A 25,543-nucleotide genomic window follows, 5' to 3' on the forward strand; every position below is an offset into this window, starting at 1 on the left:
CTTACCCTTTCTTTTTACTGTTGTTTAAATTTCTTCGCATGATGATCTGCACCAATAAACAGATACATCGCAGGTACTACGAATAAGGTAAACAAGGTACCTATAGAGAGACCAGTAAAGATCACAATGCCCATGGATTGGCGGCCTGCAGCACCGGCTCCAGAGGCAATCACCAAAGGCAATACACCTAATACCATCGCAGCGGTTGTCATCAAGATCGGTCTTAAGCGAATACTACTTGCCTCAACGATGGCATCCAGTTTGCTTCGGCCCTCAGCTTGTAATTCATTCGCGAATTCCACGATCAAAATTCCGTGCTTACTAATCAACCCCATTAGCGTGACTAAACCCACTTGGGTATACACGTTTAGAGTGGTGAATCCTAAATTAATAAAGATCAGTGCGCCAAACAAAGCAAGCGGTACTGAGACCAAAATCACGATTGGATCGCGGAAGCTTTCAAACTGAGCGGCAAGCACTAGGAACACAATTAGGATGGCAAAGAACATGGTTACCAAGAACCCACCAGACTCCGCCATAAACTGGCGCGATGGGCCGGCATAGTCCATGCTGTAACCATTCGGCGCAACCTCTTTCAAAGTTTGACGCATGAACTCTAACACGCCTTCCTCTGAGATAAATGGGGTTTTAACTCCAGAAATCGTTGCGGAGTTCAATTGTTGAAAGTGATTGATTGATTGGGGAACCACCTTTTGCTTAATAGTTGCAATGGTTCTAGCCTGGATCATCGCACCACTTGGTGTGCGGATGTAGTAATCCAAGATTTGATCCGGATTTAGGCGGTCAACTTGTTTAACCTGAGGAATCACCCTGTACGAGCGTCCGGAAACTGAAAAATAGTTTACGTAACCACCGCCTAAAGCAGCTGATAAAGCAGAACCAACCTGTTGCTGTGTCATACCTAAGGCAGCCACTTTTTCTCGATCGATCACCAGTACATCTTGCGGTTTATCAATCTTTAGATCCGAATCCACAAAGAAGAAATTGCCGCTGCGACGCGCTTTATCTAAAACTGCCTGAGAAACTTCATTTAACTGCTCATAAGACTCTGTCGTATTAATTACCACCTGCACCGGTAAGCCCTGAGCACCAGGCAAGGCAGGGAACTGGAAAGCTGCTACGCGTGCACCAGCAATCGTATTCCACTTCGCCTGCATATCTTCCTGAAACTTGGTGGCGTTACGATTGCGCTCACCCCAATCTTTCAATAAAACACCGCCAAAACTACTGGTAGGGCTAGTGATTTGAAACATCTGCTCGTATTCTGGTTCAGCACTAGATATTTGGTAAATTTGATCTGCATAGGTCTGCATTTGGTTGACGGTACTATTTGGTGGACCAGATGCTTGCATTAAAACAATGCCTTGATCTTCTGTTGGCGCAAGCTCTGCACGAGCAGTAGCATACAAATACGCTACCCCGCCCAATAGGATTGCACCCATGACAATGATGACTTGCCAGGTACTCAATAACTCACGCAAGGTGTTTTGATAGCTGTGATGTACCTTATCAAAAATGAAATCGATCTTTTTTACCAAAGCGGATGTTTCTTGATCTTCCGTAAAGATCCGGGAACACATCATTGGCGATAGCGTTAACGCAATCAAGCCTGAGACAGCTACTGCGCTTGCAAGTGTAAAAGCAAACTCAGTAAATAAGGCTCCGGTTAAGCCCCCCTGAAATCCGATTGGGATATAAACCGCAATCAACACTACAGTCATTGCCAAAATAGGACCGCCCAATTCGCGTGCAGCAATTAAGGATGCCTCTAAGGGAGACTTTCCCTCTTTCATATGACGATCGACGTTTTCTACTACGATGATGGCATCATCTACTACCAGCCCAATAGCCAGCACCAAAGCTAGAAGCGTCAATAAATTAATCGAGTAGCCCAATATCTGCATCAAAAAGAAAGTACCAATTAAGGAAAGCGGCATGGCAATCACCGGGACGGCAACAGCGCGGGCGCTACCCAAGAAAAGGTAGATCACTACGGTCACAATGAGTAAAGCCTCAATTAGTGTTGATATGACCTCATCAATAGAGCTAGTAATAAATTTCGTGGAGTCGTAAACAACTTTGCCAGTCATACCGATGGGCAATTGTTTCTGAATATCGGGCACCACATCCCGAACACGTTGCGCCACATCCAGAAGGTTCGCTTGTGGAGCCACCTTAATCGCAATAAATACCGATTTCTTGCCACTGAAAGCCACATTGGTGTTGTAGTCTTCTGATCCTAAGGTAACGCTAGCAACCTGATCTAGGTAAACAATATTGACGCCATTACTCTTGACAACTAACTTGCGAAACTCTTCCAAGGTATGTAAATCCGTACCGGCGACTAAATCAACAGCCACCATATCGCCTTTAGTGCTCCCCACTGCAGATAGATAGTTATTAGCAGCCATAGCCGCATATACGTCATCAGCACCTACTCCAAGACCAGCCATCTTTTCGCGATCCAACCAGGCGCGTAGAGCAAATTTCCTACCGCCAGTAATTTCAGCGTTCTGCACACCTTGAACCGAATCTAACTTAGGCTTAACCACGCGCAATAAGTAATCAGTAATCGCGTTATTCGCTATTTCATCGCTGTAGAAGCCCATATACATAGCAGCGGTTGATTGACCAATTTGTACCGTCAATACAGGCTGCTGAGCCTGTGGAGGAAGCTGATTTTTGACTGCGCTGATTTGGGTCTGAATCTGCGTTAGAGCCGCATTGGAGTCATAGTTCAGCTTCAAAGTAGCAATGATGGTTGAAAGGCCGCTGACACTAGTTGAGGATAGGTAATCAATTCCTTGTGCTTGAGCAATCGATGCTTCAAGCGGTTGCGTAATAAAGCCAGCGATAGTCTCTGGATCTGCGCCGTAGTAAGCCGTAGTAATCGTCACAATCGCATTTTGTGTTTGCGGATATTGATTGACTGGTAGCGAACCTATTGCCTTTAAACCAAAGAGTAAAACGAGTGCACTCACGACCAGCGATAACACTGGCCTGCGAATGAATATATCAGTCCAATTCATGGGCTAATTATTCCTGCGGCTTAGGGTCAGGCAAGTTTTCAGGCTGGACTTTGTTATTAATAATGAGCGGTGTACCATTCTTTATCTTCAACTGGCCACTAGTCACAACTGTAGCGCCCTCTTCAACCCCCTTCAGAATTGCCACTTGGTCGCCGCGCGTGGCGCCCGTAGTAACAAATACTTGCTGTGCCTCAAGTGCTGGATTGCCCTGTTTATCTTTCTTACCAGTAGGTTTAGCAATAAACACAGTAGAGCCATAAGGGTTATAGGTGACAGCGGTTTGCGGCAGTGTCAATAGCTTCACTTGTTCGCCAAGCTTAATATTTACATTTGCAAACATCCCTGGAAGAATTTTCTTATCCGGGTTAGCAATCTGCGCCTCAATAGAAATATTGCGCGTATTAGTATCGACCTTTGGACTTACAGCCGTGATCTTTCCAGTAAAGCTAGCGTCCTTAAAGGCATCGGTTGTAACCACTACTTCTTGCCCCACCTGAATTTGCTCTGCATTGCTTTGGGGCAAATTGAAATCCACAAAAATTGGATCTAAAGTTTGCAAAGTTAATAGTTTGTCACCTGGATTGACGAATTGGCCAGGGTTAATTGAGACGATGCCAACTCGTCCACTGAAAGGTGCCTTCAGGTTCTTTTTGGCCACCAATGCAATCTGTGCTTCAACTTGAGCTTGTTTCGACTTCGCATCCGCTGCACTGGTATCGAAAACATTCTTACTAATCGCTTGGATTGCTAACTGCTGTCTATCCCGCTCGTTAATCACTTTAGCAAGATCGGCCATGGCCTTTAGGGACTTCAGCTGTGCAACATCCGAAGCATCATTAAGTTTGATTAATAAGTCGCCTTCTTTAACATCCTGCCCAGATTTAATCGGTACCGTCAAGACTAAGCCGCCAATTTCCGTACTCAACTCAACGCCCCTAAAGGCACGGACATTACCGACACTAGTGAGCTTAGGCTGCCATTCGGTTGTAGCAATCACCATCGTTGAAACGGTTGCGGGTGGTAAGCCCATGCCTGAAATGAAATGCTTAATCATAAAAGTCTTGAACTGATTAAAAGCAAAAATCAAACCTAACAACAAGAACACGCCACACAACATGATGGTCATGCGACGGTGCAAGGGTTCCATCGCCATCAGCTTTTCATGTGCTTTGGTAGCACGCCATTTTTGACCCATGCGTGCCCAAAAGGCTTTTGCTTTTTCCCCAAGGGCGAATGCTTTCTCGCGCAGCTTCCATTCCACCGCCTTCAGCTTCACCCATGCCCACAAGGCAAGAACCATAGCAATGAGCTTATTCTTAATTGTTTCCAGAAGTTTCATTTTGATCTTTGTTAGCCATGTCTTTTGGTTTAAAAGCAGGTCCGGTACGATTCCACCAACCGCCACCCAATGCTGCAAATAATGCTGCAGTATCAGAAAAACGGGTTGCTTGTGCCGATACCGATTTTACTTTTGCTTGTTGATATTGGTTTTGGTAATACAGGACTGCTAAATAACTTGCAGTACCCAACTTATATTGCTGCTGAACTAAATCCAATGTTTCATAAGCAAATTGTTCAGCTTCTGAGGCAGCCTTAAGTGCTTGTGCACCAGTCTCAAGCGCGCGTAATGAATCGGCAACCTCTTGAAATGCTTTTAACACCGTCGCTTGATACTGATAAACCGCTTGCTCATAATTGGCAATTGCGCCACGACGCTGGGCTAAGAGTTGACCACCCTGAAACAAGGGCTGAAATATTCCACCTGCAATTGACCACAATGCGGCATTAGGCCCGAATAGATTTGCTGAAGTTAGAGCTGCAGATCCAATTGCCCCAGTGATATTAAATTGCGGCAATAAATTAGCAGTAGCAACCCCAACCAAGGCATTGGTTGATTTAATGAGTGCTTCTGCTGAGCGTACATCGGGTCGCTGACGTACCAAGCTTGATGGCACTGAGAGGGGTAGCTGTGCTGGTAGATGTAAATTACTTAAATCAAATTTTGTGATAGTTGCATTGCTTGGCAACTCACCGGTATACACAGCCAATTGATTACGCGCAAAGGCCAAGTTACGCTCATAAGTAAATAAGTCTACTTTTGATGTTGCTACTAAAGTTAACTGGGATGTCAGATCTACCTTATTTACGGTTCCTATCTTTAATTGCTTCTCAGTTACTTCAGCTAAATTGGTTTGTGCTTTGAGAATTTCTTCAGTAGCCTGCATCTGCGCACGCAAAGCGGCCTCACGAATAGCGCCCGTCACGATATTTGCAGTCAATGAAAGGTATGCGCTCTCTAATTGAAACTGTTGATACTCCGCTTGTGCGCGCGCATTTTCTACTGTTCTGCGTGCACCACCAAAAACATCCAACTTGTAAGTGACGTTGACTGAAGTGTTGTAAAGATTGTAAGTATCAGAGCCATATGGAAGACCATAGATTGCCGATGGCTGTAACTGACGTGAAGCGGTGCCACCCAAGCCCACAGCTGGAAAATACTGCCCTCCAATTTGAGCACTCACATTTTCTTGGGCAGACCGTAAGGCTGCATCTGCAGCTCCTAAATTGGGATTTTGAACTAAGGCTTTTTTAATTAGCGCATCGAGCTCGGGTGACTTATACAGCTCCCACCACTGCGCCTCAATATCTGCACCATCAACAAATTCTTGTTCAGAACCCCCTGGTACACCAGGTGCAGTAGTCAATTTCTTGGATAGAGTGGTCTCGGTATAAGAGGAGGTATTGGGTGCCTCAGGTTGTTTAAAGTCTGGCCCTACTGCACACGCAGACAAAGCACCTGCGCAAGTCAAGGCAAGTAACTGCAAACGTGAGAACGGAGGTAACTTTGAAAGAAACATGAATTGCAACAAATATCCTCTTTTACAAGAGTTATTTGAACACAAAAATACAAACACGACTTCGTAAAGCCCTGATTTATCTACTTAAATTTGTACATACTCTCGGAGTAAAGTCAAATAAAAATGCGTGTTTTATTCGACGGTAACACTCTTCGCTAGATTTCTAGGCTTATCGACATCGGTGCCACGAGCACAAGCTGTGTGATACGCCAATAGCTGTAGAGGCACTACATGCAGAATGGGTGAAAGGTTGCCATAGTGTTCAGGCAATCTGATGACATTGATGCCATCAGCGCTCTCAATATTAGTGCCCTGATCTGCAAATACATACAGCTTACCGCCACGTGCTTTCACTTCCTGCATATTGGATTTGAGCTTTTCCAATAATTCATCTTTCGGAGCAACGGTTACAACAGGCATCTTGTCTGTTACCAAGGCCAGTGGGCCATGCTTTAATTCACCTGCTGGATAAGCTTCTGCATGGATATAAGAAATTTCTTTTAGTTTTAAAGCCCCTTCAAGCGCAATTGGATAATGTAAACCGCGACCCAAGAAGAGTGCGTTCTCGCATTTAGAAAAGGCCTCACTCCAAGCAATGATTTGCGGCTCTAGTGCGAGCACTGCATGGAGTGCTTTTGGTAAGTGGCGTAATTCACGAAGGAGTTCTTTTTCTTTTTCAGCAGAAATTCTGCCAGCGCGTTTAGCAAGTGAAACCGCCAAGAGGTAAAGTGCCAACAACTGGGTAGTAAATGCCTTGGTTGAAGCAACGCCAATCTCGGTACCTGCTTTGGTCAAGAAATGCCAATCCGTTTCGCGAACCATGGCACTACTAGCCACGTTACAAATCGCCAAGGTATAGCAATGCCCCAGTGATTTGGCATGCCGTAATGCCGCCAAAGTATCTGCGGTCTCACCCGACTGAGACACCACCACAATCAATGTCTTTGGGTTTGGCACCGAGGTGCGATAACGATATTCACTAGCAATTTCCACTTGCGTTGGAATGCCCGCAATATCTTCCAACCAATATTTAGCCACGCATGCTGAGTAATAACTCGTACCGCAAGCCAAAATTAATATTTGATCAAAGGCTTTCCAGTCTTCTGGTTTTGCCCCAAAGAGTTCTGGGCCAAAAGAGGCAATATTGGCCAAAGTGTCGCCAATCGCCCGGGGTTGCTCAAAGATCTCTTTTTGCATGTAGTGCTGATATGGTCCGAGATCAACCGAGTCTGCTTGTGCAGGCATCGGCTTGCGATCCCGTTGCACAGAATTTCCAGCTTGATCAATTACTTCTGCACTATCTGCTTTTAATACAGCAATATCGCCCTCTTCCAAATACATCATGGAATGGGCACGGCCAGCTAAAGCTAGTGCATCAGAGGCCAAGAAGTTTTCTTTATCGCCAAGCGCAATAACTAAAGGGGATCCAACGCGCGCACCAACTAAAGTAGTTGGCTGATCTTGGGCAATGACACCAATAGCATAGGCGCCATGCAATTTAGGCAATACCGCCCTAACCGATTGAGCTATATGTTTTTGTCCGCTAGCCACATACTGTTGATGAATCAAATGCGCAATCACTTCTGTATCTGTCTCAGAAGTAAATACATAGCCCGCTGTTATTAATTCTGTACGCAGCGTTTCATAGTTTTCAATAATGCCGTTATGAACTACTGCAATCAGCCCATTTGAAATGTGGGGGTGAGCATTTTGCGTATCTGGCTTACCGTGGGTTGCCCAACGGGTGTGAGCGATACCAATAGTGCCAGTGAAGTCTTTTCCCTGTTCAGCCAATTCAGAGACACGGGCCGTGGTACGCGCTCGTTCAATCGGATGGTTTGCATCATTGCCGTTGATAACAGCAAATCCACAGGAGTCGTAACCGCGGTACTCTAGGCGCCGCAATCCCTCAACCAACACATCCACAATATTTTGATGGGAAGCTGCGCCTACAATGCCGCACATTATTTTTTACCCTTTGCAGTTTTTTTAGGGGCTGCCTTTTTAGATACCGCTGTTTTTTTCGCTACTTTCTTTACAACCGGCTTTTTATCCTGCTTCACTGGACGCTGCCATTTCAGGGAAATTTGCTTTGCCCTTGAAATAGTCAATTGATTTGGTGGCGCATCCTTAGTGAGTGTGGTACCTGCGCCTAATGTAGCGCCACGCCCAACACGCACTGGTGCTACTAATTGGGTATCGGAACCAATAAAGACATCATCTTCAATAATGGTCTGGTGTTTATTAACGCCATCATAGTTACAAGTAATGGTGCCGGCGCCAATGTTTACTCTTGATCCCACAATAGAATCACCTACATAAGCCAAGTGATTTGCTTTGCTATTGGCGGCAATCTTGCTATTTTTCACTTCAACAAAGTTACCGATATGCACATCATTCGATAAATCAGCACCTGGACGTAAGCGAGCATAAGGCCCAATCACTGACTGATTACCTACTTTCGCACCATCTATGTGGCTGAATGCATGGATTGCAACCTCATTACCAATGACGCTATTGCGAATAATGCAATAAGGTCCAATTTTCGTGCCCGCTGCCAGGGAGACACAGCCTTCAAATACACAGCCCACATCAATAAATACATCAGTGCCGCACTCGAGCGTGCCACGCACATCCATACGTGCAGGATCAGCAAGAGAAACACCAGCATCCATCAATTGATTAGCGATAGTGAGTTGATGTACTCGCTCCAGGGTAGCTAATTGACTACGGCTATTAACGCCGATAATTTCAAATTCATCATCCGCTTGAGTAGTGCGAATTGGCACACCATCTTTAACGGCCATCGCAATTACATCCGTTAAATAATATTCACCTTGTGCATTGCTTGCACGTAAGGCTTTCAGCCATTTCTTTAACGCATTGGTTGGTAACACCATGATGCCGGTATTAATCTCTTGAATGGCTTTTTGTGCCAATGATGCATCTTTTTCTTCAACAATCTCTTTTACCGAACCATCCGCGTCACGTACGATGCGGCCATAGCCCGTTGGATCTTTTAAGTTTTGGGTAAGGAGTGCCACAGCAGAATCTTGACCCCGAACACCATCAGCCAATTTAGCCAACTTGCTTAAAGTTTTTTTACTAGTCAGCGGCACATCGCCATAAAGAACTAAAGTGGGCTCTTGTGCATCGAGTTTTGGTAGAGCCTGCAACAGCGCATGGCCGGTCCCTTTTTGCTCAGCCTGAAGTGCGGTAGTGACTTTGCTAAAGCTGACATCTACCTTGCTAGCATTTGCCAAGAATGTTTTCACATCTGCAGCGCCATGCCCCACCACTACAATAGGTCCTGCTTTAGTCTGTTTTTCCTGCAAAGAGAGGGCTGTATTGAGTACATGCTGAAGCAGCGGTTTTCCTGCCAAAGTTTGGAGGACCTTGGGCAGAGCGGATTTCATCCGCTTTCCTTGCCCAGCAGCCAATATGACGATATTCATAAAGTGGGATTATAAGTCCCCTGAATCAGGGTTCCACAAGCCAATTCGTCTAATTCAGCCTCATCAATTGCCTTGTCGCCAGCTGACCGAGCAGCTATTCCCGATAACTCGGTGGAAATCTCTAAATTTTGGAAATCAAAAGCCTCTCCATCCATTAAATGGGAGGGGACGATGTGGTGCATGGAGCGGAACAGGTTTTCTACACGACCGGGATGCTTTTTCTCCCAATCACGCAGCATTTCTTTCATTACTTGACGCTGAAGATTGGGCTGGCTGCCACACAAGTCACAAGGAATGATCGGGAAACTCATATCTGCCGCATAGCGCTCAAGTAATTTCTCAGGCACATAAGCCAAGGGTCGAATCACAATGTGCTTACCATCATCCGAACGTAATTTTGGCGGCATGCCTTTTAACTTGCCTGCGTAAAACATATTGAGCATGAGTGTTTCAAGGATGTCATCACGATGGTGCCCCAAAGCAATCTTGGTTGCACCCAGCTCATCTGCCACCCGGTACAAAATGCCACGGCGCAAACGCGAACATAGTCCACAGGTTGTCTTTCCTTCCGGAATGACCCGCTTAACAATGCTATAGGTATCCTGCTCTTCAATATGAAACTGAATGCCTAAACTGTTTAAATAATTAGGCAATGTCTCGGCCGGAAAGTTGGGCTGCTTCTGGTCTAAATTAACAGCCACAATGTCAAAATGAATTGGAGCACGTTCACGCAACTTCATCAAAATATCCAACATGGCATAGCTATCTTTACCGCCTGATACACAAACCATGATTTTGTCGCCGTCTTCAATCATGCCAAAGTCACCAATGGCTTGGCCTACTAGACGACATAGCTTTTTCTCTAGCTTGTTTTCCTCAAAGACAACTTTACGAATATCACCCATAACAATGCAATTCTTCTTTAATAACTCAGGCTTACTTAATTCGAAACACTTCAACACCTACTGAATAGCAGTCTGGATACACGTCTGGCTTAGAGGTACTTACGCATGCTGCCAATACCTTAGAGTGTGCAAGCATCGCAGCAACAATGTCATCGCAAAAAGTTTCTTGTAGCTGGATATGGCCTTTAGATGCAAGTATCTTAATGGTCTCGCGCATAAAATCATAATCAACTACTTCATCCAATTGATCATGGGTTGGCGTGTTTATTGCCATTGGAATATATAAATCAACGTTTAGAATCACGCGTTGCTCAGCTTTTTTCTCAAAATCATGAACACCAATATTGATATAAATTTCGTAGTCACGCAAAAATAAGCGCCGACAATTAATAAGAGCAGGATGAGAAAGAATGGCATGCATAAATAATTACTTTTCTTCTATTTTTATCGAATGATATAACTTAACTTGTCTTAAACATCACATCGCGTGAAGATGGCAATAAGTGCTGACCGCCATCCACATACAAAGTAGTTCCTGTAATAGCATTTGACTCTGCTAAAAATACAGCAGCTTTAGCAACATCAGCTGGTGTGGAAGATTTTCCAAGTGGCGTCATCTGATGAGCCTTTGTAAATCCCTCATTGGTTTGATCACCTGAAGGCAAAGAGATTCCGGGCGCCAAACCAACCACTCGTAAAACCGGCGCAAAGTCGACTGCCAATATTTCAACTGAAGTAGCAAGCGCAGCTTTTGATAAGGTGTAAGACAAGTAATCTGGATTGAGGTTGATGAGCTTTTGATCAAGCAATTGAATGACCGATGGCAGATACCCATCATCCACTTTGCTTGTTCTATTTTTTTGAAACTCAAACATCAGCTGAGATAGCAACATTGGCGCGGCTAAATTAACCTGCGTATGTGCTTGCAAACTCTTGCTTGAAAGTGGCGTCTTCGAATTAGCGCGGTCGTATTCAAAAATAGAGGCACTATTGACTAGGCAATGTAAATTTGGAAATTCCTGACGCACTGCTAAAAAAAGGTTTTGGGTTGCCTGCTCGTCTGCCAAGTCTGCTTGGAATGCCTGAGACTTCACCCCTAAACCCTGAATTTGCTTCACTGTTTCAAAGGCCTCTTTCTCAGATCGCCCATAATGAACAACTACATCCCACCCCTGGCGTGCAAACTGCAAAGCAATTTCTCGACCCAGACGCTTGGCAGCGCCGGTCACTAAAACTGCTTTCTGTTGCTGGGATAAAGGTAAGTTCAATTAAATTCTCTTAGACTAGCGAGCTATGGATATTACCTTGACCAGCCTTGAAACGGAGCATAGCCAGCTTCTAAAGGACAAAATAGCTGCCCAGATCACCTCTGATGGTGGCTGGATACCCTTTTCACGATATATGGAAATGGTCTTGTATGAGCCCGGAATGGGCTATTACAGTGCGGGAGCCCATAAATTGGGTACTGGTGGAGATTTCACGACGGCTCCTGAGCTGAGTCCGCTCTTTGGTGCAGCTATATGCTCAACCCTCCTGCCAGTCCTGGAAGGGCTCATAGAAAAGGGGCTCCCCGCTCAAATCTTGGAGTTTGGTGCCGGTACTGGCAAATTAGCAACATCCATTCTGACTCGCTTAAAGGATCTGGGCTTTAGCTTAGATCGTTATGACATTATTGAAATATCTCCAGATCTGGCTCAGCGGCAAAAAGAGTCCATTACCAATGTCGTTCGTGATCAAGCTCTATCTACCCAATGCAACTGGCTTAGCGAATTACCATTAGATTTTAAAGGCGTCATCCTTGCGAATGAAGTGATTGATGCTATTCCTTGTGATGCCATTATTTTTCAAAATGGATTTTGGTATTGGTATGGTGTTGCCTTTGAAGAAAATACACTTCTCTGGAAAGCTGGTAAGCCCGTAGGACAAGATCTATTACCCGCAAGCTTGCTAAGCGGGAACTTCTCGGAAGGCTATGTCACTGAATTGCATATACCAGCCAATGCCTGGATGCATCAGCTTGCCCAACATCTAAATACAGGTCTGTTCTTAACTTTTGACTATGGCTTCCCTGAAAGCGAGTACTACCATCCACAGAGATTAGAGGGTACTCTGATGGCCCACCATCGCCATCACGCAATTCAAGATCCCTTTTATTTACCAGGGCTATGCGACTTAACGACTCACGTTGACTGGTCACAAATTGCGCGCAGTGCACTCGCAGAAAATGCAGATAATGTCTTTCTCACAAATCAAGCTGCGTATTTACTCGATGCTGGCATTGGCGATATTGCCTTAGAAATTGGTGATCCTAGCAACCCAGAAACTTTCTTGCCAATATCGAACTCACTACAAAAATTACTCTCTGAGGCAGAGATGGGTGAACTCTTCAAAGCCTTTGCTTTTACAAAGAATTTGAGCGATTTACTACCTGGATTTACGCTGGAGGATCTGCCAGGATTCCGCGGCAGGAACAGGCTCTAAGAATGAAGGGCCGCAGTGATAGCAGCAAGTCTGGCAGATTCAAATGCACTCCCAATACGCTCACCGTTGGAGCGATCTTGAGCGTCAACGCCAGCAATAATTTGTGCAGTATTTAATTCCTGAGCCTGACGAAGGGCCGCAAGCAAAGGTGAGACTTTAAATCCAAGCTTTTCAGCAAGCTCTAGTAATGCCTGCCCACGATCCGGTTTACGCCAAACATCGGCACGATTAAACCAGGCTAGCACATCAACCGCTTGATAGGTATCTGCTAGCGTCTTTTGAGAAAGCAATTTCAACTCACTAAAGATCTCGCTAAAGTCTCGCACCTCAATCGGCATACGTACACCTTCAGCCCAAGAACGAATTTCACTTGAATCTAAATCCATCAATGTGATGGCGCAGCGCTCTTCCAATCGCTTGCCTCCTAAATCAAAATGCGTAATTAATTCTTCACGAAAGAATTCATAGGCAAGATTTGCAGCAAGAGTGGGTGGCAGAATCGTTTTGGCAGCACCTGTATTGAGTAAGACTTGAAACAAATGCATTGGCTTTGTCGCAATCAATCCCCTAGCAAGCTCTTGCCAAATCCTTTCTGCTGAAAGCGCATTTAATTCCCCAGATTGAACAATTGCCTTTAATGCACTCATAGTTTCATCTGCAATACTAAATTCTGGGAAACGTGCCGCAAAGCGAGCGATTCGTAATAAGCGCAGAGGGTCTTCTGCAAAGGCATCAGATACATGACGAAATACTTTGCTCGCTAAATCTTCTTGTCCTTTATAAGGATCAATAATTGGGCCAAACTGTTTTCCATCCGCGCCAAGCTCCTGAGCCATTGCATTAATGGTTAAGTCGCGACGCTCTAAGTCCTGCTCTAAGGTAACAGAAGGATCCGCATAAAAGTGAAAGCCTTTATAGCCTTGACCTGTTTTACGCTCAGTACGTGCCAAGGCATACTCAGCTTGTGTATCGGGATGCAAAAAAACAGGGAAGTCCTTACCCACTGGGCGAAAGCCCTGAGCGAGCATTTCCTCTACGCTTGAACCTACTACTACATAGTCGATATCGTGCACAGGTAAACCCATTAAAGTGTCCCTAATAGCACCACCGACTGCGTAAATCTTCATTACCGCATGCCTTCCAAACTACGACGACTGATTTTGAAAACTTCAGTCAAGGCGTCACTACCATTTACTGGCAATACATTTGGTAGTTGCATTGAAGCAATATTGTCACGCGACATCAAAGTAGGCACGGGCAAGAATTCAAAAGCTAAGGCCTGCAGATGCCCAACAAATGCAGGCACCGGAATGATGGCACAAGAGGTTTTTGCTTTGCGCGCGGCAAACTCAACAATCTCTTTCATAGTGTAGACAGTAGGTCCAACCAAATCATAGGCTTGATGAATTGTTTGCGGCATCTTGATGGCCATTGAAAATGCGGTCGCCACATCATCTACGCTCACCGGCTGAAACTTTGCCTGGTGATTGGCTAAAGGCAATGCAGGAAATAGCTTGGTTAACTTTGCGAACAGATTGATAAATTGATCTTGCGCACCAAAAATCACGGATGGTCGAAAGATAGTCCAATCTAAACCGCTAGCTCTAACTGCTGCTTCGCCATCACCCTTGCTGCGCTGGTACATGGATGGTCCATTTGAATCGGCGCCCAAAGCGCTCATATGCAAATAGCGCTTGAGTCCATTCATCTGCATGGCGGTAATGATATTTTTAGGTAAATCCACATGAGCAGCCTTAAACACTTTGCCATAAGGCATAGCAGGTTTATCGTGTAACACGCCAACCAAATTGATGACTGCCCCATTGGGTTTAATGCGTGTACAAAGCGCCTGTAATTCATCAAAGTCATGAACATCGGCATCTTCAAGGTGTACTTTCGGCAACATTCTTAGCTCACGCCCAGCCGCAAGATGACTGGTTGGTAATAGTACTGAATAACCCTCACCCTGTAATTGTGCAGCCAATACTCGCCCTACAAATCCATTGCCGCCGATAAGGAGGATGTCGTATTTCATGAGAGTTCCAATATAAGGGATGTAATTTAAGGGAGTTCGGTTTGAGTGGCTGCTTTTGGCGTAATGACACCCAGGCGTTGTTTTAAAGATTGCTGCTGACCATTCATTACGGATGAATAGTAGTTTGCATTTGAGAGTACATTTTTCACATAGGTCCGTGTCTCATTAAAGGGAATCGTCTCAGCAAAGATTGCCCCCTCAGTGGGACCAGTCAAGCGCTCACGCCATGCTTTAGAGCGAGATGGACCGGCGTTATAGGCAGCTGAAGCCAATACCCAGGAGCCGTCGAGATCAATCAACACCATATTGAGATAGTTACTACCCAAAGTGAGATTTGTCGTGGTGTCACTTAACTTGTCATTGGTGTAATTCACCATCCCGATTTTCTTAGCAACATACTTAGCTGTATTTGGCATCACCTGCATCAAGCCCGATGCACCCACCGAAGATGATGCATTCATGATGAAGCGGGACTCTTGACGAATTAATCCGTAAGCCCAGGCAAGATTGAGATCAATTTGTCTGGCGATAGGAGATAGCTCTTCACGATATGGCGTAGGGTAACGCAAGCTAAAGTCATGCTCTTGCTTGGTACGATCGGCAGTATTGACTACACGGTCATATAAGTTAATCCGTTTAGCATATTCAGCCGCTGCAAGTAATTGCTTGTCAGTCATATTGCGTAGCTCCCAATTCCACTCGCGATTGCCTTCAAATCGTAAGTTCATGGCATATAAACGCTCACCCCGAATAAAGCCTTTACGACTAGCCATTGCGTCAATTTCTTGATCCGTAACCTTGGTGCGGGTCGGAGCATGATTGGATTTTCCTAACTCTTCACGCGCAAGCTGACCATAAAAATTGTATTGATCGGCAATCAGTTCATAGCTTTCCTTGGCTTTGGCATCTTGGCCCTCAACCTTTAATGCCCTGCCATACCAATAAGTCCATGCTGGATCCTTAGTCCTTACTGCAGGATTCATGCCGTCTATGGCATTTTTTACCAAGACCCAATCCTTGGCACGCAAGCCTGCACGCACTTTCCATTCTTGTGACTCAACCGAAAGTAGCTCGTTATACCCAAGCTCTTGTTGCATACGATAGGCATCATCTGCATTGGGATCTAACTTCTTCGCCAGAAATTGACCAATCACCCCCCAAGCTACAGCTTGATTCTCCTTGCTATAATGTGATGCGCTTTGAGAAAAATCACGATACGTTTTAGCGGGATCGGCTTTAGCCGCTTTCACAATCTCTGCAATCGGATCTTCGCCACCCAAGCGACGTGCCATCGTATCGAAGCCTCTCTCACTGGCAGCACGACCGATGGCTTTTGCCTCACTCGGTGTCATACCACCAGCAGCAAGCAGAGAAGGAACTAATTCCTGACATGCTTGTCCAAAGTAACTCGGATCCAACAACACTGAGCGTGCATCAATTGCTAATTTAGTTGGGTTTTCACCTTGTGATAATTTGGAGAGCAAGGAATAGCATTTCACCTGAGTATCATCATCCAATACGAACTTTGCATACTCGGTATCAAAACGCGCCCAATCTTTGCGCTTCCCTAAAACCAACAGCCAATCATTGCGCATGCGATCTGCCAGCGCTGTGCCTTGATACTGATTTAAAAAGGCTACTACTTGCGTATCGGCGCTGTAATCACTGCGCGGTCCACCGGTACCATCAAATAATTGCGGCTTAATGCGAAAGTAGGCTACATAGTCATCAAATGGATAGTTTGCTAAGTTTGATGACAGTTGCTGAGTACGAAAAACATCGTTCTTTCTGGCGGCTTCACGCAAGTCAATAAACATCCGATCTGCATCGGTAATTTCAGCAGGGGCAGCTTTGCTTTCATAGGATTTCGGTAAGCTTGGCTTTTGGGTCTTTTCAGCATGGGCATAAGGCATCGCCAAGACGATACCCAAGACCAAGATCTTGGCCCATTGAGCATGTTTGCCTGTAAGAGATTCCAACTTCTTTTTCACTGTCTAACCTTATACGGATTTGCCGAGCTACCCACTAGGCTTGAACTTGTTTACTATATCTTCTAATTTTCGCCTGATAATGGTCGATATGCACGGTAATTCACCAAAAAGTCTTCGCCAAGATTTATTAAAGCAACGCAAAAAATTTGCTGCTGGGCAAAATTACACCCAAACCAAAGATCGACTCATGGCTGGTCTAATTCAGTTTTTACAAAGGGATGGCAAATCCTTAAGCACGATTGCCCTTTATTGGCCAATTCAAGATGAGGTAGATTTACGCCCCGCATTAATCTCTTGGGCAAACCAGGTTTCTGGGCGCCGATTAGCGCTGCCATTTGCTCGACCTGATAAACACCTCGACTTTTATGAATGGCAAGACGGTGAGGTTTTAAGCCTAAGCCAACATGGTGTGCCTGAACCAAGTCCAAACAATCCTGCAAGACCCGCTATCACTCCCGACTGCATCCTTATTCCTTGCGTAGGCTGGTCAAGTTCTGATCTGGCTGGAAAGGCCCAATTTTGGCGCTTAGGCTACGGTGGCGGTTACTTTGATCGCACCTTAGCGCAACTCAGAAAAAATAAGCCAAACCTCATTTGCATGGGGATTGGCTTTGATTGGCAACAACTCAATGATGATCAGTGGTCAGCTCAAACTCATGATGAGCCGCTTGATATGTTGCTTACCGAGTCAGGATTACTTCGTTAGATCTAAGTTATCTGCGATTGCTAAAACCGCATCCGCTTGATTCAAAGAATAAAAATGCAGTCCAGGTGCCCCAGCACATAGAAGTTGGTCACACAAATCGGTTACTACCTCTTCGCCAAATGCCCGAATGGAGGCAATATCATCTCCATAAGATTGCAAACGTAAGCGAATCCAACGAGGAATTTCTGCTCCACAGGCATCTGAGAAACGCAATAACTGACTGCTATTGGAAATAGGCATGATGCCGGCAACGATTGGCTCGGTGACACCCAATTTATAGGCTTCATCGACAAAGCGGAAATAAGCGTCACTATTATAAAAATATTGAGTCACAGCAGAGTTCGCACCCGCTTTCATTTTCTGTACAAAAAAACCGACATCACTTGCGGGTGACTTTGCCTGAGGATGTGTTTCTGGATAAGCGGCAACATCGATATGAAACCAATCACCCGTTTCTGCGCGAATAAATTCCACCAACTCATTAGCGTGATGAAACTCACCATATTGGCCCATGCCAGATGGCAAGTCACCACGCAGAGCCACCATGCGCTTAATACCCATGGCTTGATATTGCTTGAGCATTTCACGCACGCTCTCACGCGAACTGCCGACACAAGATAGATGGGGCGCAACTACTGCACCAGCAGCATGAATGTCACTCACCACCTTTAATGTGCCGGACTGGGTAGAACCACCGGCACCAAAAGTCACAGAATAAAACGCGGGCTTTAGTGTTTTACTAAAGCGCTCGCGCACAAGACGCAACTTACTCTCACCTTCAGGTGTTTTTGGAGGAAAGAATTCAATGCTTAATTCCATGTTCTTGGGCCCAGGTCTATTGGTTGAATGAATTAATAACGATAGTGGTCAGCTTTGTATGGGCCTTCCTTCGTTACGCCAATGTAGGAGGCCTGCTGATCAGACAATACCGTCAACTGGGCATTGAGGGTCTTGAGCTGTAAGCGTGCAACCTTCTCATCTAAATGCTTAGGTAAGGTGTAAACACCCACTGGGTATTTATCTGTACCAACCGCATTCCATAATTCAATTTGCGCAATCACTTGATTTGCAAATGAAGAGCTCATCACATAAGAAGGGTGACCTGTACCGCAACCGAGGTTTACCAAGCGCCCTTTGGCCAAAATGATGATGCGCTTCTCTGGTTTGCCATTGCTTGCTGGGAAAATCACATGATCCACTTGTGGTTTGATTTCTTCCCATTTGTACTTTTCAATACCAGCAACATCAATCTCATTATCAAAGTGGCCAATATTACAAACGATGGCTTGATTCTTCATCTTGGCCATATGGTCATGAGTAATCACATGGTAGTTACCAGTTGCCGAAACAAAGATGTCGGCTTTATCAGCAGCGTAATCCATCGTGACAACACGATAACCTTCCATAGCAGCTTGAAGTGCGCAAATTGGATCTACTTCAGTAACCCAAACTTGGGCAGATAAAGCACGTAAAGCCTGTGCAGAGCCCTTACCTACGTCGCCATAGCCACACACTACTGCAACCTTACCGGCTACCATTACATCGGTTGCACGTTTAATTGCGTCAACCAAAGACTCACGGCAACCATAGAGATTGTCAAACTTACTTTTCGTTACTGAATCATTCACGTTGATTGCTGGGAACTTCAATTCACCCTTAGCAAACATTTGATAAAGGCGATGAACACCAGTAGTCGTTTCTTCCGTAACGCCCTTGACTTTTTCTAAGCGTGTTGAATACCAAGTGGGGTCTTGTGCCAATTTTTTCTTGATGGCAGCAAACAAGATGGTTTCTTCTTCGCTCGTTGGGTGATTCAAGCAAGCTTGATCTTTTTCAGCGCGTGCCCCCAAGTGCAATAACAAAGTGGCGTCGCCACCGTCATCCAAAATCATATTGGTGAAGCCACCATCAGCCCATTCAAAAATACGGTGGGTAAAGTCCCAATACTGCTCAAGAGTCTCGCCCTTGATAGCAAATACTGGTGTGCCATTGGCAGCGATTGCAGCAGCAGCATGGTCTTGAGTTGAAAAAATATTGCAAGAAGCCCACTGAACTTCTGCACCAAGCGCCTCAAGGGTCTCGATCAATACAGCAGTTTGAATGGTCATATGCAATGAGCCAGTGATACGAGCACCACGCAATGGCTGTGTTGCTGCGAATTCATCACGAATGGCGATAAGACCAGGCATCTCCGTTTCGGCAATCGCAATTTCTTTACGGCCAAAGTCAGCCAAAGAAATATCAGCAATTGCGCAACGAGTGGCAACAAAGTTATTTAAATCAGTAACGGTATTCATTCATGCTCCAGCTAAATACGATCCAATGCTGGAGTAGAAACTCGCTAGCCATTGAATCATGGGTTAGCGAGCGCAGTTGCAATTAGCAAATTCCGGGGTTACCTAGGAATTCACTCCCTTCAAGCCTGGGGAACTGCTGGGTTCAGCAATCCTTGCAACGCTCCTTGAAGGTATGGCGTAATTGTAATCAATTACGCCATATTTCGCCTCAATACAGCTAAATCTGCTTTTTAATGCCTACAAGCCAGCTGCAGCACGCAATGCAGGTGCCTTATCGCACTGCTCCCAAGTAAATTCTGGCTCTTCACGACCGAAGTGGCCATAAGCAGCAGTCTTACGATAAATTGGGCGCAAGAGATTGAGCATCTTCACAATTCCTTTTGGACGCAAGTCAAAGTGCTCTGATACCAATTGAGCAATCTTTTCGTCAGAAATTTTGCCAGTACCGAACGTACTCACCATGACTGAAGTAGGTTTCGCTACACCGATGGCGTAAGAAATCTGGATCAAACACTTGCTTGCCAATCCAGCGGCAACGATGTTCTTAGCAACATAGCGACCAGCATAGGCAGCAGAGCGGTCAACTTTAGATGGATCCTTGCCTGAGAAAGCGCCGCCACCGTGAGGAGCTGCCCCACCGTAGGTATCCACAATAATTTTGCGACCAGTTAAGCCGCAGTCACCTTGTGGGCCGCCGATTACAAAACGACCGGTCGGATTTACCAAGAAATTAATCGCGCCCTTGACCAAATGCTTAGGCAGTACTGGCTTGATGATCTCTTCGATCACTGCTTCACGTAATTTTTCAAGAGAGATATCTTCATCATGCTGCGTTGATAGCACCACGGTGTCGATTGAGTCAGGCTTGCCATCTACATAACGCAAGGTCACTTGAGACTTGGCATCCGGGCGCAACCAGGTCAAACGGCCATCGCGACGCAATTGGGATTGGCGCTCAACTAAACGGTGCGACAAGTGGATTGGCATGGGCATGAGCTCTGCAGTTTCATCGCAAGCGTAACCAAACATCAGGCCTTGGTCGCCAGCACCTTGATCTAAACCATCGTCATGCGCCTTATCAACGCCTTGAGCAATATCTGGACTTTGCTTGTCATAAGCAACAAGCACTGCACAACCTTTGTAATCAATACCGTAAGCGGTATTGTCGTAACCAATTTCACGCAAGGTATTACGCGCTACTTGAATATAGTCAACATTTGCATTAGTAGTGATTTCACCAGCAAGTACTACTAAGCCGGTATTACATAAAGTTTCAGCCGCAACACGTGCAGTTGGATCTTGGGCCAAGATGGCATCCAAGATGGCATCGGAAATTTGGTCTGCTACTTTATCGGGGTGACCTTCAGAGACAGACTCTGAGGTAAAGAAGTAATCATTTGCCATTGCATATTCCTTTAAAAAATTAACACGATCTATGGGACAACTCGACGTGCCAGGAACCACAACGGCGACGCTTTAGCAGAATTTTTGAATCGCCCTGCAAGTTGTCTTAACTCGGCGATAGATCAATTCTATCCGAAAAAGCTCCGATTCATCAAGGTGGACTTAAATTTGGCCCTAATGGCATCATTGAATATCATTAAGGGGTGCGAAAACTTCTTTTAAAGCTGAGCCTCCATTTAATTGCCGTACTCCCCCTTGCCGTATTGCAGGTAATTGGGTCTGGATTAGGCCTGCTAGCCTATGTTTGCTCAAAGCAGTTTCGCTCCCTTTTTCGCCCCCAGTATGAGGCTGTCGTGAAAAGCCATCATTTGCCAAGCAAGCTTTGGCAGGCTGTTAGGGCCTCCGGCATGCTTTTTTCAGATAGCCTATGGATTTGGCGCAATCCTCAGAAAGCGCTACAACTGGTCGAGGTGCAAAACTGGGATGTAGTGGAATCTGCCATCAATGAGGGTCATGGTTTAGTCATGCTGACTCCGCACCTGGGTGGTTTTGAAATCATTCCTCGTGTCCTGGCGCAGCATTTCCCGGCCACCATTTTGTATAGGCCCTCACGTCAAGAATGGCTCAATGAAGTAGTGGAAACAGGTCGCGCGTATCCCAATATGCATTTCGTACCAACGAATCTGCACGGCGTTCGGCAAATGACCAGAGCCCTTACTCGTGGAGAAGCCATTGGCATTCTTCCCGATCAAGTGCCTAGTGGAGGCGAAGGCGTATGGGTACCCTTCTTCGGTCGTCCTGCCTATACAACACCACTACCAGCTCGTCTTGCAAATCGTAATAACACACCAGTAGTGATGTTTACTGCTAAACGTAAAAGCATTGGCAAGGGCTGGCTAATGCAAGCCACCCGTTTAGCCCCTTTATCTGAAGATGCCACTACTGCAGCCACCGAACTCAATGTGGCTATTGAAAACGCCGTCTTAATTGCTCCCGAACAATTTATCTGGTCATACAACCGTTACAAGCATCCAGCGGGTGCAGAATTACCACCAAGAGATTAGTTTTAAACTTTTGAAATGGCCTGGTTATCCAACCTTTTTAATTTCTTGGCGCTCAATCTCTTGCGCCTTTTTGCTTTTTTGCCTTACACCATTACTGTCTACGTAGGCTATGGTCTTGGTTGGCTCGCAGCGCACATCCCCAATAGTCGTGCCAAAGTCGTTAAAACCAATTTACGACTGTGCTTTCCCAATCTCACTGAAAATGAAATTAATGCGCTGGCGCTAGAGCACTGGAAATTATTTGGGCGAAGCGTTGTGGAGCGAAGCCGAGTTTGGCTTGGGACCAGAGAACAAATTCTTAAGTTTGTTTCCATCAGATCCGAAATTGATCTAAGAGATAAAAAACCGCGCATTTTAGTGAATCCTCATTTCGTTGGTCTCGAAGGCGGCTTTATGGCTCTATCAGCATTAAGCGCCCAGAATCATTGGCCCAATGGTGTTGGCTTATATCAAAGAATGAAGAATCCACTTTTCAACCAAAAAATGGTGGGGTGGCGAAATCGATTTGGCGGTAAATCAATTGAAAGGCAGCATCGCTTACGAGATCTTCTTCGCGAGTTGAAAAGTGGTAACCCAGCCATCATTGCGCCAGACATCGACCTAGGACCACAGGATTCTATCTTCGTACCTTTCTTTGGCATCCAGACAAGCACAGTGGACTCCATATCACGATTGGCAAAACTCACCAATGCAGAAGTCAACCTAATGACTACCACTCTGAATCAAGATCGTCAGAGCTATACCTGCCGCATTAGCAAGCCGCTGCCAAACTTTCCGAGCGACGATCCTGAAAAAGATACTGCACGATTAAATCAATATATTGAAGAGCTTGTTCGTGAGAGACCAGCAGAGTACTATTGGGTGCATAAGCGCTTTAAACATAGGCCACCGGGCGAACCAAGCCTTTACGAATAAACGGAACTATTTTGAGTACCAATACCTCCAATCTAGGACGCAAACTACGCTTCACCAAAATGCATGGTGCCGGCAATGATTTCATTGTGCTTAATGGGATTGATCAAGATCTCAGCACAATTACACGCGAGCAATGGAAAGCCCTTGCGCATCGTCAATTCGGTATTGGAGCGGACCAAATTTTATTAGTTGAAAAAGCGACTCGCCCGGATGCGGATTTTCGCTATCGTATTTTTAATGCAGATGGCGGCGAAGTAGAGCAATGCGGTAATGGCTCGCGTTGCTTTGTCCGATTTGTACTAGATCAAGGCCTGTCTAGCAAAAATCCACTGCGGGTAGAGGTTGCCCATACCATCTTGTCCCTCAAATCTCACCCCGATGGTCAAGTTGAGGTGGACATGGGCGCCCCTATTTTTGAGCACAGCCAAATACCATTTGATGCAAGCGGCTTGAAAAGCATTCAAGATTTTCAAGAGATGCTCTATGCGATCCCTTTAGATCATCCGGCCACTCATGACAGTTTCGTCGGTGTACTTTCCATGGGAAATCCTCATGCAGTACAAGTGGTCGTTGACATTGAGAGCGCGCCTGTTTTAGAAGAAGGCCCTGCAATAGAAGGGTATCCTGCATTTCCAAATAGGGTGAATGCGGGCTATCTACAAGTGATCAATCGCAATGCAATCAAATTGCGGGTTTACGAACGGGGCGCTGGAGAAACGCTATCTTGTGGCACTGGGGCATGCGCAGCCGTTGTTTCCGGAATTCGTAGGGGCTTATTAGATTCACCAGTCACGGTTCATACGCGTGGCGGCGACCTGCAAATTGCTTGGGCAGGCATCGTCAATGACATCGCTCAGTCAGTCATCATGACTGGTCCAGCAGTTACTGTCTTCGAAGGCGAAGTAAGGATCTAAATACCGTACTTATCGCGGTAGGCTTTCACTGCAGGCAGGTAGTTTGTTAACTCGGTATCGCTTGATGCTGTTAAGAAAGCCATTAAGTCAGTCAAGTTTGCAATCGCAATGACTGGCAAACCAAACTCTTGTTCAACCGCCTGCACTGCCGACTGATCGCCAATCTCTATTGCATTACCAGAGCGCTCCATCCGATCCAAAGCGATCAATACTGCGGCAGGTTCAGCGCCTGCTTCACGAATCAGATCTACCGACTCTCGGACTGAGGTGCCTGCGGAGATCACATCATCAATAATCACGACCTTGCCTTTAACGGGCGCCCCAACCAGTGAGCCACCCTCACCATGGTCTTTAGCCTCTTTGCGGTTATAGGCATAAGGTACATTCAAACCGTTATCAGCCAAGGCAATCGCAGTAGCCGCAGCCAAGGTGATGCCCTTATAGGCTGGACCATAGAGCATGTCGAACTGAATCTGTGACTCTTGTAAGGCTTTAGCGTAATAACGACCCAGCGCGCTTAAGCGTGTCCCATCATTAAATCCACCAGCATTAAAGAAATAAGGTGAGAGTCTTCCTGCTTTAGTTTTAAACTCTCCGAAGGATAAAACCTTCGCCTCCAGGGCAAAACGTATAAAGTTATCTTGATTTGAATTATTTGAGCTCATAGGCCTACATGTTACGCATCATTTCCGCGAACCTCAACGGTATCCGTTCTGCAGTTAAAAAAGGCTTTCTGCCATGGGCTATTGCACAAAAAGCGGACTTTATCTGCATGCAAGAGTTGAAGGCGCAGCGCGATGACTTAGAGGATGGCATTCTGAATCCGGGCGGAATGCACGGCTTCTTTCATCACGCCGAGAAAAAAGGCTATAGCGGCTGCGGAATTTATACCCCCCATAAGCCTGATGATGTCTTATATGGTTATGGCAATGCAGAATTTGATGCCGAGGGGCGCTATGTCGAGGCCCGCTTCAAAGGGCTTTCGGTGATTTCAGTTTATATGCCCTCTGGCTCAAGCTCGCCCGAAAGACAGGAAGCAAAATATCGCTATCTCGACAGCTTCCTACCTCACCTCATTAAGTTAAAAAAATCTGGTCGTGAAATCGTACTTTGTGGGGACGTCAATATCGCCCATCAAGAAATCGATCTGAAGAACTGGAAAGGTAACCTTAAAAATTCTGGCTTCTTACCTGAAGAGCGGGCATGGCTTACCAACTTATTTGATCAAGTTGGTTACGTAGATGTGTATCGCAAACTAGAGCCGAAAGCGAGCGAGTCTTGCTATACCTGGTGGAGCAATCGAGGGCAGGCTTATACAAAAAATGTCGGTTGGCGCATTGACTATCACATTAGCACCCCAAGCATTGCAGATGCTGCCAAGAAAACTGCCGTATACAAGGATGAGCGATTCTCGGATCATGCACCGCTAACAGTAGACTACGACTGGAAGCTGTAATTTAAAAACTGG

21 protein-coding genes and 1 riboswitch are annotated in these 25,543 nt (G+C 45.7%); of the genes, 6 read left to right on the forward strand and 15 right to left on the reverse strand.

What is annotated here, in order from left to right:
- Nucleotides 1-14 precede the first annotated feature (14 nt).
- The 8 genes from ICN45_RS06085 to ICN45_RS06120 form a co-directional block, all read right to left on the reverse strand.
- On the reverse strand, nt 15-3,050 hold the full coding sequence (locus ICN45_RS06085; protein WP_216174507.1) for an efflux RND transporter permease subunit: 3,036 nt from the start codon (nt 3,048-3,050) through the stop codon (nt 15-17).
- Between the two features lie 7 nt (nt 3,051-3,057).
- Complete coding sequence (locus tag ICN45_RS06090; protein ID WP_216175649.1) at nt 3,058-4,197, reverse strand: efflux RND transporter periplasmic adaptor subunit; 1,140 nt, start codon at nt 4,195-4,197, stop codon at nt 3,058-3,060.
- Between the two features lie 169 nt (nt 4,198-4,366).
- Nucleotides 4,367-5,908 carry an efflux transporter outer membrane subunit gene (locus tag ICN45_RS06095; protein WP_216174509.1) on the reverse strand — a complete coding sequence of 514 codons (1,542 nt, stop codon included), beginning with the start codon at nt 5,906-5,908 and terminating at the stop codon, nt 4,367-4,369.
- A gap of 132 nt (nt 5,909-6,040) precedes the next feature.
- The gene (gene glmS / locus ICN45_RS06100) at nt 6,041-7,873 is read right to left on the reverse strand and encodes a glutamine--fructose-6-phosphate transaminase (isomerizing) (RefSeq protein ID WP_216174511.1); all 1,833 of its coding nucleotides are present in this window, start codon (nt 7,871-7,873) and stop codon (nt 6,041-6,043) included.
- On the reverse strand, nt 7,873-9,363 hold the full coding sequence (glmU, locus tag ICN45_RS06105) for a bifunctional UDP-N-acetylglucosamine diphosphorylase/glucosamine-1-phosphate N-acetyltransferase GlmU (protein ID WP_216174513.1): 1,491 nt from the start codon (nt 9,361-9,363) through the stop codon (nt 7,873-7,875). Before glmU ends, glmS begins: the two co-directional genes overlap by 1 nt.
- Nucleotides 9,360-10,268: a tRNA 2-thiocytidine(32) synthetase TtcA gene (ttcA, locus tag ICN45_RS06110; protein WP_216174515.1), complete on the reverse strand. Its 909-nt coding sequence runs from the start codon at nt 10,266-10,268 to the stop codon at nt 9,360-9,362. Before ttcA ends, glmU begins: the two co-directional genes overlap by 4 nt.
- 31 nt (nt 10,269-10,299) lie before the next feature.
- Nucleotides 10,300-10,689 (reverse strand): dihydroneopterin aldolase, encoded by a 390-nt coding sequence (locus ICN45_RS06115; RefSeq protein WP_216174519.1) that lies wholly within the window; start codon nt 10,687-10,689, stop codon nt 10,300-10,302.
- Nucleotides 10,690-10,729: 40 nt separating this feature from the next.
- Nucleotides 10,730-11,536, reverse strand: coding sequence for an SDR family oxidoreductase (locus ICN45_RS06120; protein ID WP_216174522.1), 807 nt, complete (start codon nt 11,534-11,536; stop codon nt 10,730-10,732).
- A 25-nt stretch (nt 11,537-11,561) separates the two neighbouring features.
- On the opposite strand from ICN45_RS06120, the gene ICN45_RS06125 reads away from it, so the two are divergent.
- Entirely contained in the window at nt 11,562-12,749 is a 1,188-nt protein-coding gene (locus ICN45_RS06125; protein WP_216174524.1) for a class I SAM-dependent methyltransferase, read from the forward strand.
- Here ICN45_RS06125 and ICN45_RS10540 read toward each other — a convergent pair.
- From ICN45_RS10540 to ICN45_RS06140, 3 genes are read right to left on the reverse strand one after another with little or no spacing between them, the layout of a single operon-like run.
- Nucleotides 12,746-13,876, reverse strand: coding sequence for a tRNA nucleotidyltransferase/poly(A) polymerase-related protein (locus ICN45_RS10540; RefSeq protein ID WP_216174527.1), 1,131 nt, complete (start codon nt 13,874-13,876; stop codon nt 12,746-12,748). The two genes, ICN45_RS06125 and ICN45_RS10540, sit on opposite strands and share 4 nt — an antisense overlap.
- Nucleotides 13,876-14,784: a complex I NDUFA9 subunit family protein gene (locus ICN45_RS06135; protein ID WP_216174530.1), complete on the reverse strand. Its 909-nt coding sequence runs from the start codon at nt 14,782-14,784 to the stop codon at nt 13,876-13,878. Before ICN45_RS06135 ends, ICN45_RS10540 begins: the two co-directional genes overlap by 1 nt.
- A 26-nt stretch (nt 14,785-14,810) precedes the next feature.
- The gene (locus ICN45_RS06140) at nt 14,811-16,775 is read right to left on the reverse strand and encodes a lytic transglycosylase domain-containing protein (protein WP_369411466.1); all 1,965 of its coding nucleotides are present in this window, start codon (nt 16,773-16,775) and stop codon (nt 14,811-14,813) included.
- Between the two features lie 88 nt (nt 16,776-16,863).
- Here ICN45_RS06140 and ICN45_RS06145 point away from each other — a divergent pair, with 88 nt between their 5' ends.
- Nucleotides 16,864-17,481 carry a 5-formyltetrahydrofolate cyclo-ligase gene (locus tag ICN45_RS06145; RefSeq protein WP_255531108.1) on the forward strand — a complete coding sequence of 206 codons (618 nt, stop codon included), beginning with the start codon at nt 16,864-16,866 and terminating at the stop codon, nt 17,479-17,481.
- Here the strand turns inward: ICN45_RS06145 and metF are convergent.
- The 3 genes from metF to metK form a co-directional block, all read right to left on the reverse strand.
- Nucleotides 17,470-18,300 (reverse strand): methylenetetrahydrofolate reductase [NAD(P)H], encoded by an 831-nt coding sequence (metF, locus tag ICN45_RS06150; protein WP_216174536.1) that lies wholly within the window; start codon nt 18,298-18,300, stop codon nt 17,470-17,472. The two genes, ICN45_RS06145 and metF, sit on opposite strands and share 12 nt — an antisense overlap.
- A gap of 32 nt (nt 18,301-18,332) precedes the next feature.
- A complete protein-coding gene (gene ahcY, locus ICN45_RS06155) occupies nt 18,333-19,778 on the reverse strand; it encodes an adenosylhomocysteinase (RefSeq protein ID WP_216174539.1) in 1,446 nt (481 codons plus the stop codon).
- Between the two features lie 61 nt (nt 19,779-19,839).
- Nucleotides 19,840-19,950: riboswitch (S-adenosyl-L-homocysteine riboswitch) on the reverse strand.
- 65 nt (nt 19,951-20,015) lie between these two features.
- On the reverse strand, nt 20,016-21,182 hold the full coding sequence (gene metK / locus ICN45_RS06160; protein WP_216174541.1) for a methionine adenosyltransferase: 1,167 nt from the start codon (nt 21,180-21,182) through the stop codon (nt 20,016-20,018).
- Between the two features lie 203 nt (nt 21,183-21,385).
- On the opposite strand from metK, the gene ICN45_RS06165 reads away from it, so the two are divergent.
- Genes ICN45_RS06165 through dapF form a run of 3 tightly spaced genes read left to right on the forward strand, consistent with a single transcriptional unit; the run spans nt 21,386 to nt 24,075 of the window.
- Nucleotides 21,386-22,246: a lysophospholipid acyltransferase family protein gene (locus ICN45_RS06165; protein ID WP_216174544.1), complete on the forward strand. Its 861-nt coding sequence runs from the start codon at nt 21,386-21,388 to the stop codon at nt 22,244-22,246.
- Between the two features lie 15 nt (nt 22,247-22,261).
- On the forward strand, nt 22,262-23,161 hold the full coding sequence (locus ICN45_RS06170; protein WP_216174547.1) for an LpxL/LpxP family acyltransferase: 900 nt from the start codon (nt 22,262-22,264) through the stop codon (nt 23,159-23,161).
- Between the two features lie 59 nt (nt 23,162-23,220).
- Nucleotides 23,221-24,075, forward strand: coding sequence for a diaminopimelate epimerase (dapF, locus tag ICN45_RS06175; protein WP_216175651.1), 855 nt, complete (start codon nt 23,221-23,223; stop codon nt 24,073-24,075).
- On the opposite strand, the gene pyrE is transcribed toward dapF, so the two are convergent.
- A complete protein-coding gene (gene pyrE / locus ICN45_RS06180) occupies nt 24,072-24,740 on the reverse strand; it encodes an orotate phosphoribosyltransferase (RefSeq protein WP_216174548.1) in 669 nt (222 codons plus the stop codon). The genes dapF and pyrE overlap by 4 nt on opposite strands.
- Before the next feature lie 8 nt (nt 24,741-24,748).
- Here pyrE and ICN45_RS06185 point away from each other — a divergent pair, with 8 nt between their 5' ends.
- Nucleotides 24,749-25,531: an exodeoxyribonuclease III gene (locus ICN45_RS06185; RefSeq protein ID WP_216174551.1), complete on the forward strand. Its 783-nt coding sequence runs from the start codon at nt 24,749-24,751 to the stop codon at nt 25,529-25,531.
- Nucleotides 25,532-25,543 lie beyond the last annotated feature (12 nt).

Source organism: Polynucleobacter alcilacus (assembly GCF_018881545.1).
Lineage (GTDB): Bacteria > Pseudomonadota > Gammaproteobacteria > Burkholderiales > Burkholderiaceae > Polynucleobacter > Polynucleobacter alcilacus.